Origin of the sequence: Stutzerimonas stutzeri (assembly GCF_002890895.1) — a bacterium.
Classification (GTDB): Bacteria; Pseudomonadota; Gammaproteobacteria; order Pseudomonadales; family Pseudomonadaceae; genus Stutzerimonas; species Stutzerimonas stutzeri_AB.
Window position 1 is genome coordinate 389,595 of sequence record NZ_POUL01000005.1, and the last position, 16,070, is coordinate 405,664.

Annotated in this window: 14 protein-coding genes; 8 read left to right on the forward strand and 6 right to left on the reverse strand. The window is 61.0% G+C overall.

Annotation, left to right across the window (positions count from 1 at the left end; all coding sequences use genetic code 11):
- Nucleotides 1-153: 153 nt before the first annotated feature.
- Nucleotides 154-459, forward strand: a complete 306-nt coding sequence (locus CXK96_RS12245) for a hypothetical protein (protein ID WP_102836789.1) — start codon at nt 154-156, stop codon at nt 457-459.
- A 73-nt stretch (nt 460-532) separates the two neighbouring features.
- Nucleotides 533-721, forward strand: coding sequence for a hypothetical protein (locus CXK96_RS12250; RefSeq protein ID WP_046161648.1), 189 nt, complete (start codon nt 533-535; stop codon nt 719-721).
- Between the two features lie 4 nt (nt 722-725).
- On the opposite strand, the gene CXK96_RS12255 is transcribed toward CXK96_RS12250, so the two are convergent.
- Nucleotides 726-1,907, reverse strand: a complete 1,182-nt coding sequence (locus CXK96_RS12255) for an NAD(P)/FAD-dependent oxidoreductase (RefSeq protein WP_102836790.1) — start codon at nt 1,905-1,907, stop codon at nt 726-728.
- A 188-nt stretch (nt 1,908-2,095) separates the two neighbouring features.
- Here CXK96_RS12255 and CXK96_RS12260 point away from each other — a divergent pair, with 188 nt between their 5' ends.
- The gene (locus tag CXK96_RS12260; RefSeq protein WP_102836717.1) at nt 2,096-2,824 is read left to right on the forward strand and encodes a substrate-binding periplasmic protein; all 729 of its coding nucleotides are present in this window, start codon (nt 2,096-2,098) and stop codon (nt 2,822-2,824) included.
- Here the strand turns inward: CXK96_RS12260 and yccS are convergent.
- Nucleotides 2,815-5,001: a YccS family putative transporter gene (gene yccS / locus CXK96_RS12265; RefSeq protein ID WP_102836718.1), complete on the reverse strand. Its 2,187-nt coding sequence runs from the start codon at nt 4,999-5,001 to the stop codon at nt 2,815-2,817. The genes CXK96_RS12260 and yccS overlap by 10 nt on opposite strands.
- 196 nt (nt 5,002-5,197) lie before the next feature.
- Between yccS and CXK96_RS12270 the strand changes: the two genes are divergently transcribed.
- The gene (locus CXK96_RS12270; RefSeq protein WP_102836719.1) at nt 5,198-6,679 is read left to right on the forward strand and encodes a PhoX family protein; all 1,482 of its coding nucleotides are present in this window, start codon (nt 5,198-5,200) and stop codon (nt 6,677-6,679) included.
- Between the two features lie 161 nt (nt 6,680-6,840).
- On the opposite strand, the gene dbpA is transcribed toward CXK96_RS12270, so the two are convergent.
- Nucleotides 6,841-8,220, reverse strand: coding sequence for an ATP-dependent RNA helicase DbpA (dbpA, locus tag CXK96_RS12275; RefSeq protein WP_102836720.1), 1,380 nt, complete (start codon nt 8,218-8,220; stop codon nt 6,841-6,843).
- A 144-nt stretch (nt 8,221-8,364) separates the two neighbouring features.
- On the opposite strand from dbpA, the gene CXK96_RS12280 reads away from it, so the two are divergent.
- The 4 genes from CXK96_RS12280 to CXK96_RS12295 all read left to right on the forward strand — a co-directional run bounded on the left by CXK96_RS12280 (nt 8,365) and on the right by CXK96_RS12295 (nt 12,199).
- Nucleotides 8,365-8,886: an ATP-dependent zinc protease gene (locus tag CXK96_RS12280; protein ID WP_102836721.1), complete on the forward strand. Its 522-nt coding sequence runs from the start codon at nt 8,365-8,367 to the stop codon at nt 8,884-8,886.
- A 655-nt stretch (nt 8,887-9,541) separates the two neighbouring features.
- Complete coding sequence (locus CXK96_RS12285; protein WP_102836722.1) at nt 9,542-9,805, forward strand: DUF4212 domain-containing protein; 264 nt, start codon at nt 9,542-9,544, stop codon at nt 9,803-9,805.
- Nucleotides 9,806-9,810: 5 nt separating this feature from the next.
- Entirely contained in the window at nt 9,811-11,580 is a 1,770-nt protein-coding gene (locus tag CXK96_RS12290) for a sodium:solute symporter family protein (protein ID WP_102836723.1), read from the forward strand.
- 97 nt (nt 11,581-11,677) lie between these two features.
- Complete coding sequence (locus tag CXK96_RS12295) at nt 11,678-12,199, forward strand: hypothetical protein (protein WP_102836724.1); 522 nt, start codon at nt 11,678-11,680, stop codon at nt 12,197-12,199.
- A 104-nt stretch (nt 12,200-12,303) separates the two neighbouring features.
- Here CXK96_RS12295 and CXK96_RS12300 read toward each other — a convergent pair whose 3' ends face one another.
- Genes CXK96_RS12300 through CXK96_RS12310 form a run of 3 tightly spaced genes read right to left on the reverse strand, consistent with a single transcriptional unit; the run spans nt 12,304 to nt 16,051 of the window.
- Nucleotides 12,304-12,513: a hypothetical protein gene (locus CXK96_RS12300; RefSeq protein ID WP_102836725.1), complete on the reverse strand. Its 210-nt coding sequence runs from the start codon at nt 12,511-12,513 to the stop codon at nt 12,304-12,306.
- A complete protein-coding gene (locus CXK96_RS12305) occupies nt 12,510-13,634 on the reverse strand; it encodes a PepSY-associated TM helix domain-containing protein (protein WP_102836726.1) in 1,125 nt (374 codons plus the stop codon). The genes CXK96_RS12300 and CXK96_RS12305 overlap by 4 nt, the downstream gene beginning before the upstream one ends.
- Nucleotides 13,634-16,051, reverse strand: coding sequence for a TonB-dependent receptor (locus CXK96_RS12310; RefSeq protein WP_102836727.1), 2,418 nt, complete (start codon nt 16,049-16,051; stop codon nt 13,634-13,636). Before CXK96_RS12310 ends, CXK96_RS12305 begins: the two co-directional genes overlap by 1 nt.
- Between the last annotated feature and the right edge of the window lie 19 nt (nt 16,052-16,070).

Consider the following 16,070-nt stretch of genomic DNA (forward strand, 5'->3'; position numbering starts at 1 on the left):
CGCTTGCCTGTCGAGGACTGAGGGCAGTCATTCGCAACCGTCGGGCGGCCTGGGCGCTCGAACGGGGCACTCCAGGCTGTCTGCAGGGTCAGTTTTGTTAAGGATTGACTCATGCCCGCCGGCTATTCGCGGGCTCGACGCTTGGAGGTATTGATGCGATTGGCCTATCTGTTTGCGCCTGTGCTTGGCCTGGTCTTGGTCGGTTGCGGGCAGGATGATGCTGAACGGGAAGTGGCGACGCCCGAGCCTGCGATCGAAAAGCCTGAACCGCCGTTCACCGGTGCGCCACCGTCCAATGACGGAGCGGGCGCCGGTCCTGAAGCCGGCGCACCGTTGGCGACCGGTGCAGAGGGCAACATGGATACAGCACCAGCGGACAACGGCAGCGGTCTGGGCACTGCGTCCGGGGCGGGAGCCGCGCCTAACACCACACGCGGCGCATCAGGCGCTGCTCAGTAAACTTCCGAAACATCTGAATGCATGTGCCGAAGCCGCCCATGAGGCTGGCGCACTGTACGGCAGGAGAATTGACATGAAATCCAGACTGATTGCCATCACCGCAGCACTTCCGCTCGCCTTGACACTGGTCGGCTGCTCGCCAGACGATGAGCCGTCTGCGCTGCGCAATGTCGAACGGAACCAGCAGGAGTACCAGAACACGGCGACTGACCCGGCCGGCCCGCGTGAAATCTCGCCGCCTTCCAACATGACCAATCAGTAGTAGGTCAGGCGTACTGCGCCGCGGCGTAACCCGAGGCCCAGGCCCACTGGAAGTTGAAGCCGCCGAGATGGCCGGTGACGTCCAGTACCTCTCCGACGAAATACAGCCCCGGCGACTTCTGCGATTCCATCGTCTTGGATGAGACTTCCCTGGTATCGACGCCGCCGAGGGTCACCTCGGCGGTGCGATAGCCCTCGGTGCCGGCCGGCACCAGTCGCCAGCAGGCCAGTCGCTCGGCGATCTCGGTCAGTTCGTTGGCTGAATACTGCTTCAAGGGTTTAGAGGTGAACCAGTTCTCCGCCAAGAGCCCCGCCATCTTGCGCGTGAAAAGCTCGCCGAGCAGGGTCTTCAGTTCGGTATTGGGGCGTTCTAGGCGCTGTTCCTCAAGCCACTCGCTCAGATTCAGGTGCGGCAACAGGTTGATTTCGATCGCGTCGCCCGGCTCCCAATAAGAGGAAACCTGCAGGATCGCCGGGCCGGACAGACCGCGATGGGTAAACAGAATGTTCTCGCGGAAGCTCTGGCCGTTGCAGCTGACCAGGCAATCCTCGACTGAAGTCCCGGACAGCGCCTCACACATCGCCTTCAATTGCGGCTCGGTGATGGTGAAGGGCACCAGCCCTGCACGGGTTGGCAGCACGGTGTGGCCGAACTGCCGCGCCACCTGATAACCGAATCCGCTCGCGCCGAGAGTTGGTATCGACAAGCCGCCTGTGGCTATCACCAGTGACTGACAGGCGACCGGTCCGGCATCGGTCTGCAGTTGGTAGCCATCCTCTGCTTTGTCGATCTGTTGTACCGCCGTATCGAGCCGCTGGTCGACGCCGGCTTGCTCGCACTCATCGAGCAGCATGCCCAGGATGTCGCTTGCCTTGTTATCGCAGAACAACTGGCCCAGTTTTTTCTCGTGGTACGGCACGCCGTGACGGCTGACCATCTCAATGAAATCCCACTGGGTATAGCGGGCAAGTGCGGATTTGCAGAAGTGCAGGTTGCCGGAGAGGAAGTTGGCCGGCTCGGTGTAGAGGTTGGTGAAGTTGCAGCGGCCACCGCCAGACATGAGGATCTTCTTGCCGGCCTTGTTGGCGTGGTCGATGAGCAGGACCCGTCTGCCCCGCGCGGCTGCTGTGAAAGCGCACATCAGCCCGGCAGCCCCTGCGCCGATTACCACCACGTCCGTCTGCACTGCCAACTACCTCGCCAGAAAATGCGCGATGGTACTCCTGCCGCTGGCTGACTGCAGCTCGGTCTCCGAGCATCCGACGAGCCGGGCGTCCCAAGCGGTGCTGACTGTGATTAGCTTGTGCTGGTGGCGCTTCGCTATGAGCGGGCCGGAGAGTGCTTTTGACAAGAATAAAAAACTTAGTGGTCGGAATGCTGCTATTGGCCAGTGCGTCGGTTTCCGCCGAGGTGCTGAGGATCGCGGGCGATGCCTGGCCGCCGTACACGGACCAAACCTTGCCGGCCGACGGGTTATCGGTCGAGCTTATCCGCACGGCGCTTGGCCGAGCGGGCTATGACGTCACCTACACCGAGGTGCCTTGGGAACGGGCGGTGCTGGGGTTACAGCAAGGCAAGTACGACATCATCAACGACTGGTTCACCACCCGGCATGCCGACTACGCAACGTACAGCCGTCCGTTTCTGAGCAACCGGGTGCGTTGGGTACAGCGGCAGGGTGACGGCATCCGATACGAGGGGCGTGACAGTCTGCGCGCTTATGACATCGTGCTGACCAATGGTTATGCCTATAGCGATGAGCTGGCTGACGATTTAACGCTGAACAAAGGCTACGCCAATAACTTCGTGCAGGCAGCGCGCATGCTGCTGGCCGATCGCGCCGATCTGGCCCTTGAAGACGAGCGTACCGTGTTGTTTCACTTCAACGGCGCGCTCAAGGCTGTGAGTGATGGGCTGAGTTTCGTCCCGGGTGAATTCAGCATTCGCAACCTGTCATTGGTGGTGCGTAATGATCATCCGCAGCAGGCGGCAATCCTTGCAGCCTTCAACCGCGAGATAGAGGCTATGGTCGAGGACGGTACCTACGCAGCCATGTTCGCGCGTCATGGTCTGCCTTCGCCGAACTCGCTGCCTCAGCCTTGAGGCTGCGGATGCTGCCGCAGCAAATGCGCAGCCATGCTACGCAGGGGCGCCAGTTGCCGGCAGATCAGGCCCAGTTGCGTTTGCAGTAGGCGATGGCTGTCGTCGATGTCTTCCGAAGCCTGTTCCAGCTGTTGCGCCAGCGCTTCTTCCGCTTCGCTGTAAACGGCCACCGGTTGGTTGTGTTGCAGCCCGTTGGCCAATTCGTCGAGGCTGCTTGCCAGTTGCTGCGCTGCGCTTTCCAGCAATTCGTCACGTGCATCGTCCGGCAGGCTTTCGCGGTGCGCACCCAGGCCCGACAGGTAATTGAGCAGCGTGTGCGAAAGGATCAGGAAGCGAAAGCCGGTTTCGGCGTCCTTGCGGAAATGCCCAGGTTCCAGAAGCATGTTCGACAAGGTGGTCGACAGTGCTGCGTCCGCGTTGTGTGCGTTGCGCCGTGCCAGTCGATAGGCCAGATCATCGCGCTTGCCGCTTTCATACTGGGTCATGATCTGCCGTAGATAGTCGGCGCTACGGGCCAGTGTATTGGCGACGACCTGATCGAGGCGTCGACCCTGCCAGTCCGGCAGGACGAGGAACACGGCAGCCGCCGCAATCAGGCTGCCCAGGATGGTGTCGACCAGCCGTGGCCAAAACAGCCCGTAACCGTCACCCACTTGGTTGAAGCAGAACAGCACCAGCAGCGTGATCGCCGCGGTCGCCAGGGTGTAGCGGCTGCTTCGGGTAGCGAAGAACACGACGCCGGCGATCACGGCGAACAGCGCTTGTATCGGCTGGCTGGGGAACAGGTCGAACAGCGCCCAGCCGACGGCCAGGCCGAGCGCCGTGCCCGTTACGCGCTGGACCAGCTTGATCCGCGTGGCGCCGTAGTTGGGCTGGCAGACGAACACCGTCGTCAGCAGCACCCAATAGCCCTGTTCGGGATGGATCGTGTGAAGCACGGCATAGCCGCAAAGCAGCGCCAGGCTCATGCGCAAGGCGTGGCGGAACAGGAGCGAGGTGGGCGTCAGTTGCAAGCGGACGCGGTTGAACGCATCCCGCAACGACTGCGGCTGCCGATCCAGCAGGCTGCTGTCCTGTTCCCCTTCCAGCGCGTCAGGGTTGGTCGCCGTGGACAGCTGACGCTGCATGGTCGACAGATTGCCGGAAAGCGCGCGCAATGAGCGCAACAGTCCGCGCCACGCCGGGTTGCTCTGCAGCCGCAGGTGTTCGAGCGACGACTCCAGATCCGCCAGTGCCTGTGCATTGGCTTCGCTGTAGCGAAACGGCTGGCGCAGTTGGACGGCATTCGCCAGGTCCGCGCAGGCCACGCCCTGCAAGCGCAGCAGCCGGCCGCAGCGAAACAGCACATCGCTATGAAAGAACGCCTCTGCCAGCTCTTGGTAAGGGTAGTGCGAGGAGCTGACGCGCTCGTGCAGGTCCTGAGCCAGGAAATAGAGCTTGAGGTAGTGGCTGATCTTCACCCCGGGCCGACCGTTGCCCAGGCGATGCAGAAGGGTTTCCTTGGTGACGTTCAGCGCGCTCACCACTCGGCCATTCTGCTGCGCCAGTTGCAGTCGACGTTCTTCTACATCCAGTTGGCGCACCGGCTCGAAGAGGGCGGCCTTGAGCTTGTAGTACCGCCCCAGCTCACGGTACAGGCGGGCCAGACTTTGCTGAACGGGTTGGTGCGCGAACAGCGCATTCCAGAGAACCGAGAGCAAGCCGTACCAGGTGGCGCCAGCCAACAGTAGCAGCGGGTCGCGCCAGGGGTGCAGCGCCTCGCCACCTCGCTGGTCGGCTGCAATCATGCTGTAGATCGAAAGAATCAGCGTCGCCTGGGCGATGGTCGCGTAGCGCTCGCCCAGCGCACCGAGCATGACCAGGCCGAACGCCGCGGCCGCCATGCCGAGTGCGAACAACAGGGGGAAGGGAAACAACAGCTGAACCGATGCCGCGGCGATGCTGAAGCACAGCAGCGTGACCAACAGCGCAGACAACCGCCCCAGCCAGCTGTCGTCGGTCTCTGCCAGGGCGCTGGCAATGACGCCGAGAAACAGTGGAATCGCCATCGCGGGCTGTGCCAGGTACCAGCTCAAACCCATGCTGCCGGCCAGCGCGATCAGCACGCGAAGGCTGTAGCCGAACTTGTCCAGCGCCCAGAGCTGGCGCAAGGAATGGTTGAGCGAAGGTGAGCGCATATGAACGAGTCGGACCTGTCGGCGATAAGAAGAAGGTTGGACGCCGGCCGTACGCGGACGTCACGGCAAGCGAAGCAAAGCTTATACCGTCCATCCGTCTCGCATCACCGGAACGAAACCGCACGGTCATCGTTTAGCCGTATTCGTCTGGCTTCATTCATGCCGCTCCCTCCCATTCCTATAAAGAGGACACCGCATGAACCGTGAACACGATGCCAGCCGCCGCAGCCTGCTCAAAGGTGGCGCTATCACCGCCGCCGTTGTGGCCAGCACGCCGTTTCTCGGCACGCTGGAAGCCTTCGCAGCGCGAAATGCACAGGGGCGCGGCGCCGGCCTGGTTCGCAGCAGCTACGGTCCGTTGCGTCCGACCAAGGACCTGAGCACAGGCTTGGAATTGCTACAGCTACCCGACGGCTTCCAGTACAAGAGCTTTTCCTGGACCGGCGACCTGATGGAAAACGGCCAGCCTGTACCCACGTCGCATGACGGTATGGGCGTCATCGAGGTGCGTCGCGGCCAACATGGTCCGGAAATCGTGCTGGTGCGTAACCATGAAGCCAGCACCGGTCCGCTGATCGACGCTACCGGCATCTATGATGACGTGACGCTTTCCAACGGCCAGCGTCCGGCCGGCGGAACGACCAATCTCTACGTTTCCCTCGACATCATGCAGCCGGTACGAACCCTGCCGAGCCTCGGCGGAACCCGTACCAACTGTGCCGGCGGTATCACCCCATGGGGGACCTGGTTGTCCTGTGAGGAAACCACGGCGGATTACAGCTCGGTGGGTGGTCGCGCCCACGGCTACGTATTCGAAGTGACTGCCGATCCAGCCCTGACGACCGGCGAGCCGATTATCCAAATGGGACGCTTTGCCCATGAAGCGGTCGCCGTAGATCCGAGCAACAGCTACGTCTACCTGACTGAAGACGCCCGCAACCAAGCCGGTTACTACCGTTATATTCCTACCGACGCGAGCCAGCAGCCAGGTTCGCTGGCCGTGGGCGGCATCCTACAGGCGGCGCGGGTTCGCAACCTTGCGTTTGCCGATTTGCTGGCGCCAAAACAAGGCGACAGCTATCAGTTGGAGTGGGTCGAGGTGTCGAATCCGAACCTGGAGCCGCAGCCCGAGGGCAGTGGGCCGTTCGCGCAGGCGCGTCGTGCCGGCGGCTTGAGCATGAGCCGTGGCGAGGGCGTCTGGTACAGCGAAGGCAAACTCTACATTGTCGATACCAGCGCCGGAACCGACAGCCAGGGGCGTGCCGGTTATGGCAACGGGGCAGTGTGGATGCACGACCTGGCCAACGACCGCTTGACCTGCATCTTCGCCTCTACCGACGCCGAAATCGCCAACAACCCAGACAACATCACCGTCAGCCCACGAGGCGGTTTGCTGCTCTGCGAAGACGGTGGCGGTGTGCAGGATACCTACGGCTTCGGTGAGCGCCTGTTGGGCCTAACCACGGCCGGTGAGGCGTATATCTTCGCCAAGAACAACGTGGTGTTCGATGACGTCCAGGCCGCTGCGGCCGGGAAGAATGTTTCGGGCGGCGACTACCGCAACCGTGAGTTCTGCGGCGCCTGCTTCGATCCGACCGGGCACTTCCTGTTCGTCAACATCCAGACCCCCGGCATCACCTTTGCCATTTGGGGCCCCTGGGCTCGCGGTTCGCTGTAACCCGCGCCATCGGCGAGTCGAGCGAAAGGACTTCTCGGCTCGCCAGCAGCGCCGTTCATTTGATCGGTCGCGTGAGCTGACGCTGCTTCTTCGAGACGGGCAATCCGTTTCGTCACGAGCCCGTACGCGGGGATGCGACAGGCTCGGTTCTTCCCGTTCGACTAGAGCGTGCGGACTTTCAGCGACCGGCCTTTGATCTTGCCGGAATTGAGGCGATTCAAGGCCTGCTTGGCCACGTCGCGCTCGACGGCAACGAACGCCTGGAAGTCGAAGATCGCAATCTTGCCCACCTGCTTGCCGGGAATACCCGCATCGCCCGTCAGCGCGCCAAGGATATCGCCCGGTCGCAGCTTGTCCTTGCGCCCAGCGCCGATGCACAACGTTATCATCGGCGGCTGCAGCGGGCCGCCCGGCTGCGCTTTTAGCTCGCTCAGCGGCTGCCAGTTGAGCGGCGCCTTCTGCCGGTCCTCGATGGCCTGGGCGCGGTGGCCTTCGGCGGGTGCGACAAGGCTGACGGCAATGCCCTTCTTGCCGGCACGACCGGTACGTCCAACCCGATGAATGTGGATTTCGGAATCGCGCGCCAGCTCAACGTTGATCACCATGTCCAGAGCGTCGATATCCAGCCCGCGGGCCGCGACATCGGTCGCGACCAGCACGGACAGGCTGCGGTTGCTGAACATGGCCAGTACCTGATCACGGTCGCGCTGTTCCAGGTCGCCGTTCAGCGCCATGGCAGAGATGCCTTTCGCGGTGAGAGCGTCGACCAGTTCCTGGCACTGCTGTTTGGTAAAGCAGAAGGCCACGCAGGTCTCCGGACGGAAGCTGGCCAGGACCTGAATCACGGCCTGCATGCGCTCTTCGGGGTCGATTTCGTAGAAGCGCTGCTCGATCTGGGTGTCGTCATGCAGGGCTTCGACCTTTACCTGCTGCGGGTCGCGCATGAAGGTCGACGCGAGTTGCTTGATGCCGCTGGGGTAGGTCGCGGAGAACAGCAGGGTCTGCCGCTTGTTCGGGGTCTGCCCGATGATTTCGGCAATCGCGTCGTAGAAGCCCATGTCGAGCATGCGGTCGGCTTCGTCGAGGATCAGCTTGTTCAGGCCATCGAGTTTCAGTGAGCCCTTTTTCAAATGCTCCTGAACGCGCCCAGGCGTGCCAACGATCACATGCGCGCCATGTTCCAGCGAGCCGATCTGCGGGCCTATGGATACGCCGCCGCAAAGCGTGAGGATCTTGATGTTGTCAGCAGCGCGCGCCAGCCGGCGCAATTCTTTGGCCACCTGATCGGCCAGTTCACGGGTCGGGCAAAGCACCAGCGCCTGACAGCCGAAATAGCGCGGGTTGATCGGCTCCAGCAGTGCAATACCGAAGGCGGCTGTCTTGCCGCTGCCGGTCTTGGCCTGCGCGATGAGGTCCATACCCTTGAGCATGACTGGCAGGCTTTGCGCCTGGATCGGCGTCATTTCGGCATAGCCGAGCGCGTCGAGGTTGGCCAGCGTTGCAGGGCTGAGGGGCAGGGTGGCGAAGGCTGAACTGGGCACGGTAGTGATCTGCTGAAAAAAGTGAGGCGCAGTCTAGCAGGCGGCTGACTTTCACGCGTGACGCCCGTGGCCCGCTACATAGGGCGGAACGGATCGCGGCGACGGTCGGTCCCACTCAGGTCAATACTGATTCAGGAGGCCGCTTTGTCCCGTTTGTTGTTGCTGTTGAGCGCGTTAACCCTTCCCGCCGTGGCCGCCGAGCCAACCTTGTTCGGCCGCTATGAGCAGATCAAGATCGAAGACCTCGGCAAGACCCTCAAAGCCAAGATGGACACCGGCGCGATGACTGCCTCGCTATCGGCGCGCGATATCGAGCGTTTCGAGCGCGACGGGGAAGACTGGGTGAGATTCCGCCTGGCTGTCGAAGGCGCTGACGACACGCTCTATGAGCACCGCCTGGCGCGCATCGCCGAGATCAAGACCCGCAAAGAAGAAGCCGTCGACCCGGACGACGATACGGATGCGGAGCGTGGGCCGGATGTCGCCGAGCGGCCAGTGGTGGAAATGCAGTTGTGCATCGGCGACCAGATGCGAGAAACCGAGGTCAACCTGACCGACCGTAGCCACTTCCGCTATCCGCTGTTGATTGGGGCTACGGCAATCCGGGATCTTGAGGCTGCTATCGATCCTGCTCAGAAGTACACGGCAGGCCGTCCCACCTGCTAGTTCGCCTAGTGCGATCCGAACGGGCGCGAACGCTAACCGCTGTCCGCGCCCAGCGCACGCACACACATCGGTTCCCTCTGTGGTTTGCGGGAGCGCATTCGCTCTGTCGGTGCGTATTGAAACTCCGAGGCAAACTGGATCTCGCGTTGTGTAACGCAAATATAATCTTGCGGTGCTAATTAATTAAGGTATTTAGGTTAGCTGCCATAGTCTTAATTATTAGCCGGAAGAAAGGTTAATTACGGTTGTTCGATTATATTTGGGTGCTACTTACATCAAGCTAATAAGTGGCGGTTGGCGATTGATAAAACCCATGTAAGTCAATTCTGTTCAGCTTCGTGACTGATGAGTCAGCTTGAAGGCTCGCCCTCAAAGCAGCAAGTGCCTTGAATGTTTGATCGTCATTTCGTTTGAGGGTGCAGTCAGAAGCGCGCCTCCTGCGCTTAAGGGCAGCGTGCCTCCTACGCGCTGCCGGTGCGCTGGCTTGCGGCCAGCAATCTCGATAATCGCAAGCCTGGCAACGGTCGAGGTCTCGTTTAATCGCTCGTTCTAGAGCGCGTCAGACTAAAGTCGGGGCTATCATTCCACGACACATCCTTGCTAAATTCACGATGTGGTTCCCTTCACCCGTAATAAAAATAAGACGGAGAACGTCATGGCCGACAGCGACAAAACAAATGCTGCTGCGTACTGGAAGGCGAATGTTCGCCTGATAACTTGGAGCCTGGTGGTCTGGGCTCTTGTCTCATATGGTTTCGCCATCCTATTGCGCCCTTTACTCGCCGGTATCCCGGTTGGGGGTACTGATCTGGGGTTCTGGTTCGCTCAACAGGGTTCCATCATCACGTTCATTTTGATCATCTTCCACTACGCGTGGCGGCTGAACAAACTGGACAAGGAATTCGGGGTTGAGGAGTAACCACAATGAGCCAATATTGGATCAACATGATGTTCGTGGGCGCCTCGTTCCTGCTCTATATAGGAATCGCGGTCTGGGCTCGCGCAGGGTCAACTAAAGAGTTCTATGTCGCCGGTGGTGGTGTTCACCCCGTAACCAACGGCATGGCAACGGCGGCAGACTGGATGTCTGCAGCTTCCTTCATTTCCATGGCCGGTCTGATCGCCTCTGGCGGTTATGCCACTTCTGCTTACCTGATGGGCTGGACCGGTGGCTATGTGCTGCTGGCGATGCTGCTGGCGCCGTACCTGCGCAAGTTCGGCAAGTTCACGGTTCCGGATTTCATCGGCGACCGTTTCTACAGCCGTGGCGCGCGCCTGGTAGCGGTGGTCTGCCTGATCCTGATCTCCGTGACCTACGTAATCGGCCAGATGGCAGGTGCGGGCGTGGCGTTCTCTCGCTTCCTTGAAGTGAGCAATTCCACCGGTATCTGGATCGCAGCCGTGATCGTGTTCGCCTATGCGGTATTTGGCGGCATGAAGGGCATTACCTACACCCAGGTGGCGCAGTACGTGGTTCTGATCATTGCCTACACCATTCCGGCCGTGTTCATTGCGATGCAGCTGACTGGCAACCCGATCCCGATGTTCGGCATGTTCAGCACTCACACCGAATCCGGTATGCCGCTGCTCGACAAACTGAACCAGGTTGTCACCGACCTTGGCTTCGCCGCTTACACCGCGGACGTCGACAACAAGCTGAACATGTTCCTGTTCACCATGTCGCTGATGATCGGTACCGCCGGTCTGCCGCACGTCATCATTCGCTTCTTCACCGTACCGAAGGTGGCTGACGCTCGTTGGTCCGCTGGCTGGACACTGATCTTCATCGCTCTGTTGTACCTCACAGCACCGGCTGTTGCCTCCATGGCACGCCTGAACCTGGTCCAGACCATCTATCCGGAAGGCCCACAGGCTGAAGCGATCCGTTACGAAGATCGTCCAGAGTGGATCCAGACCTGGGAAACGACTGGTCTGATCAAGTGGGAAGACAAGAACGCCGACGGTCGTGTGCAGATGTACAACGACACCAACGCTACCTTCACTCCGACCGCTACTGAGCGTGGCTGGAATGGCAACGAGCTGACCGTGAACAACGACATCATTGTTCTGGCCAACCCGGAAATCGCCAACCTGCCGAGCTGGGTCATCGGTCTGATCGCTGCGGGTGCTATCGCTGCTGCGCTCTCGACTGCTGCGGGTCTGCTGCTGGCGATCTCCTCTGCCATCAGTCATGACCTGATCAAGACATTGATCAATCCGAAAATCAGCGAGAAGAACGAAATGCTGGCCGCGCGGCTAGCCATGACGGCAGCGATTCTGCTTGCGACCTGGTTGGGCCTCAATCCTCCGGGCTTTGCGGCTCAGGTGGTGGCTCTGGCGTTCGGTCTTGCAGCCTCGAGCCTGTTCCCGGCTCTGATGATGGGTATCTTCTCCAAGCGTGTGAACAGCAAAGGCGCTGTCGCAGGGATGCTGGTTGGTGTGGTTTCCACCGCCGTGTACATCTTCCTGTACCTGGGCTGGTTCTTCATTCCTGGCACTGCAAGCATCCCCAACACGCCTGATCAGTGGTGGATGGGCATCTCCCCGCAGGCCTTCGGTGCCGTAGGTGCGATGCTGAACTTCGCTGTAGCCTACGCCGTGTCGATGGCTACCGAGGCTCCGCCGCAGGAGATTCAGGATCTGGTCGAGAGCGTTCGTACCCCGAAGGGTGCTGGCGTTGCGCTTGATCACTAACTGATAATGCAGCCGAACGTCAGACATGCTCTGACACAAGGTTGAGGTAGAAGTCGGGCTTCCATATGGAAGCCCGATTTTTTTAGGGGAGTTGTATATGTTCTGGCATCTAATCGCGGCAATCGTCGCGGGTGTGGCGGGGGCAGGTATTGGACTGCTGCTGCGCTCACTGACGCGTAAGCGGTTGCCGATGTGGATCATTCCTGTATGTGCGGGTCTGGGAATGCTGAGTTACACCATCCACTACGAATACACCTGGTTCGAAGCCAAACAGGCACGCCTGCCGGAGGGCAGCGTGGTCGTTTCGAGCGAAGAGGGGGAAATGTTGTGGCGCCCTTGGACCATGATGTATCCCATGCCGTTGAGCTACACGGTACTCGATCAAGCCAACGCACAGGTTCAGGATACAAATCAGGGCCGTATCGCCCGCTTTGTTCTGTATCGCTTCGACAAGCAGCATCTGACTTCCACTGTGGTCAGTCAGCGCTATCAGATGATTTGCGCGGAGAAAGCCATGTTCAGGTTGAACGAGGCAGGTCAGGCCAAGATTGAAACCTTGACCGAACTGGAGGCCGATTCGCCGTTATATCAGCGCATTTGCGTATCCGACATGCGTTAAGCCTGTCGCGATCGAAGCGTTGTTTCGATCTGATGGAGCGCAACGCAGTTCGCAGCGACGCCTGGTCAGGAAGGCCGGGCGGCAGGCTGAAGCCTTGGGGAATGTCAGTCCTGGTTTCGAGGCTGCCCTGCTTGGGCGGGTGCTGTCATTCTCCTGCGCAGCAGCGGCCATACTCCAAGTGCTGCCGGCAGGCCTAGACCGAGCCAGGCAAGCACATTCCACCAGTCATCCCCCAGCAGCGCAGCGAAAAGCCCGACGAGGCCGAGCCCCGCAATGAGGCCCGGCAGCAGAAAGGTTGATTCGCGCCAGCTCATGCTGCTACCTCGCGAGCTGAGGCCTGTATGCCGCGGCGGCGTACCCACCAAAGATAAAGCCCGCTGCCGAGTACGATGATTGTAAGAACATCGAGCACGGCCCACAGAATCTGCATCGGTCGACCCCCGTAATCACCGAAGTGCAGGGGTTGAGACAGACCCAGTGCATCCATGTACCAGGGGCGATCGCCGACGGCAGTGACCTGCAGCGTTTGCGCATCGATCAGCACCGGGGTAAGCAGGTGCGAAGTCAGATGGCTGCTGCCATTCATGAATACCGTGTAGTGATGCTCGCTGGAAAAGCGCGTTCCCGGAAAGGCGATGAAGTCTGGCTGCATACCCGGCGCTGCCTGGGCTGCGATCTGCAGCAGATCGTTGGTCGGGGCGCGGGTCGTCAGGGGCGGCGCGTCACGGTAGGGCGCGAGCATCGTCGCCAGTGACTCAGCGCGCCATGCCTCGATCAGCAGATCGGCGCAGGCGCTGACCACGCCAGTAATGCCCACCACCAGTGCCCAGCTGAGCGTGACGATACCGATCAGGTTGTGCAAATCGAGCCAGCGCGTCCGGCTGGAGCGCTCATGACGCACCTGAGCGAACTTCAGCCGCCGCATGAAGGGCGCGTACAGCACCACGCCGGAAATGATCGCCACGATAAACAGAATGCCCATGGAGGCCAGGAACAGTTTGCCAGGTAGCCCGGCAAACATGTCCACATGCATGCGCAGGAAAAACATCATCAGCCCGCCATTGGCCGCCGGCATTTCAACCGCTTCGCCGGTACGTGCATCGAGCATGAAGGTGTAGGACGAGTTGGGCTCGGTGCCGGCCGTCGCCGCGGTAATCGCCACGACGCCGTTGGGCTCGTCCGCTTCCCAGCCGAAATACTGCACGACCTCATCCTGGCGGTGCCGCTCGGCGGCGGTCACGAGCTGTTGCAGATCGAGATGCGGCGTACCGGGCGCCATCTCACGCAGCTCCGGAGCATCGCCAAGCAAGTGCTCCAGTTCGTGATGGAAGATCAACGGCAGTCCGGTGACCGCCAGTAAGAGTAGAAACAGCGTGCAGATCAGGCTGGTCCATGTATGGACGAAGGACCAGCGGCGGATGGTAGCGGCCCGCATCAGAACTCCAACTGCGCCGATAGCTTGAGCGTGCGTGGTGCCCCAAGGTAATGACTGCTCAGCCAGTATTCCTCGTCGGTGAGGTTGCTCAGGTTGGCGCGCAGGGTCAGGGCACGCTCATCCCCCAAGGCCATGCGATAGCGACCGCCCAGGTCGAACGTGGTGAACGACGGGATGGTGTTGTCGTTGGCCTCGTCGGTGTACTGCTTGCCCGTGTAGAAGGCGCCACCAGTGAGTGTCAACCCGGGTACGCCGAATATCGCGTATTCGCCGTAGAGCTTGGCCAAGTGCCGCGCCACGTCGACCGGCCGGTTACCGTCGTTGGCAGCATTCGCCGCGCCTTCCACGACTGGATCGAGCAGGGTGACGCCGCCCACCAGTGTCAGCGCTGGGGAAACGTGGCCGGTGATGCCGAACTCCAGACCCTTGTTGTGCTGCATGCCATCCTGAACAAAGAAATTGGCGGCGTTGGTGTAGGTGTTAGGCTTCTCGATGTCGAACAGCGCAACGGTGAACAGCGCACCGCCAAGCTCGGCTTTCGCACCGATTTCGTACTGTTCGCTGACGATCGGCGCCAGCGCCTGCCCGGAGTTGTTCGTGCCGCTCGGCGCTACGCCACCCGTCTGCAGGCCTTCGATGTAGGTTACATACGTGGTAAGCCACTCGATCGGCTTGTAGACGAGCGAGACGTTGGGCGAGGTTTCGGTTTCGCTGTAGTCCTCGATCACCGGCGCGCTGCCGAACGCGTCGACCCAGACGAAGTTGTCGCTGAAGGTCTTGATACGCGAGTGCGTCACGCCAAGGATCGTCGACCACTGCTCGTTGAAGGTGATGACGTCACCGATCAGCACACTGTCGCCCTGGCTGCGGCTGGCCAGATGGTAGTCGCCATCGCCGAGGTCGTAGGCCGGCTTGGCCACCTGCGGCCGCTCGCTGAAGGGCGCTTCTGGTGTTACCGATACATATTGAGGGCCCGGGAAGGGGATGTAATCGGTGTTGTAGCGAACCCGGGCGATGTTTCCCTGGTAACCGAAGGTCATCGCATGGCCGACACCTGCGGTGTCGAAAATCGCATCGAGGAACAGGTTGCCCGAGGTCTCTTCGGTTTCTACCGGGGCGAATGCATAGAGCGGCTGGACGTACACGCCGGCCGAATTCACGGTCGGCCCCGTGTAGGCGTATTCGGTGGTGTATTGGCTGTAACCGAACGCGCCGCGCAGGCTGAACACGTCGCCCAGGCTCCACTGGAAGCGGCTTCCGACGCGGTCATGGCGACTGTCGTTGTAAGCCCAGCGCTGGCTATAGAGCTCGTCGTTCTCCAGGTCGTCGGCATCGGGCCGGAATGCTTGATCGGCGAAGTACCAGTAGCTGGTGAGGCCCCGCGTCTCGCTCTGCTTGTGCGAGGCGTCGAACTGGATGAGCAGGTCGTCGCTGACATTCCAGTCCAGCGCGACGCTGGCCATGTGACGACGTTCGACCTGTCCGTCGATGGCGGTTTCACCGTCCTGGGCGAGCAGGTTGACGCGGTAGGCAAAGCGACCTTCGCTGTCGATCGGCCCGCCGAAGTCGCCATGCAGGTACTGGTTATCGCCACCAGGGGTGCCGTAGGTCACGCTGTTGTAGCGCTCGGCAGTGGGGCGCTTGAGCACGTAGTTGACCAGTCCGCCGGGGCTGGCCGGGCCATAGAGGAAGCCGGATAGACCACTGAGGATTTCCAGCCGTTCCATTTCCTCGATGAAGTTGCCGCCATCGTAGCTGTTGCTGAAGCGCAGGCCGTCATTGGCGATGCTCAGGTTGCCGACGCCGCTGAAGCCGCGAATGGCCACTGCGCTGGCGTAGCCGGCGCTGGTCGGGGAGGTGAACTGAGTGGTGGGGCTGAGCTTGAAGATGTCGTCGCTGGAGGTGGCCTGGATGTTGTCCATCAGCTCCGAGGAAATCACGGTTACCGAATAGGGCGCATCTTGAAGAGCCATTCCACCCAGCGCGCCGACGTTCTGCACGGCACTGGCGCGGTAGCCGCTTTCTTCGCCGCCGTTTGCCGCCGCCTCGGTTGCCATCACGGTCACATCCGGTAGCGCCATCGCATTGGTTGCCGCCTGCTGCAAACTGAAGCTGCCCGAAGGCTCCTGGCGAAGTTCGAGCCCCGTACCTCGCAGCGCTTCCTGCAGTGCGCCCTGGCCATCGAAGCGGCCTTGTACCGGCTCGGCCATGCGGTCGCGGCTCAATGCCGGATCGATGCTGAGCACCAGTCCCGCTTCGGCGGCGATACGGTTGAGTGTGCTAGCCAGTGGCGCGGCGGGCAGGGAATAGTCACGCATGGAATCGCTTGTAGCATCGGTTTGAGCTAACAGCGGCAGCGGTGCAAGCGCGATGGCAACGGCCAGGAGGCTGGGGCGGAACAGTGAAAGCGATGGCATTTGTGAATAACTCCCGAAT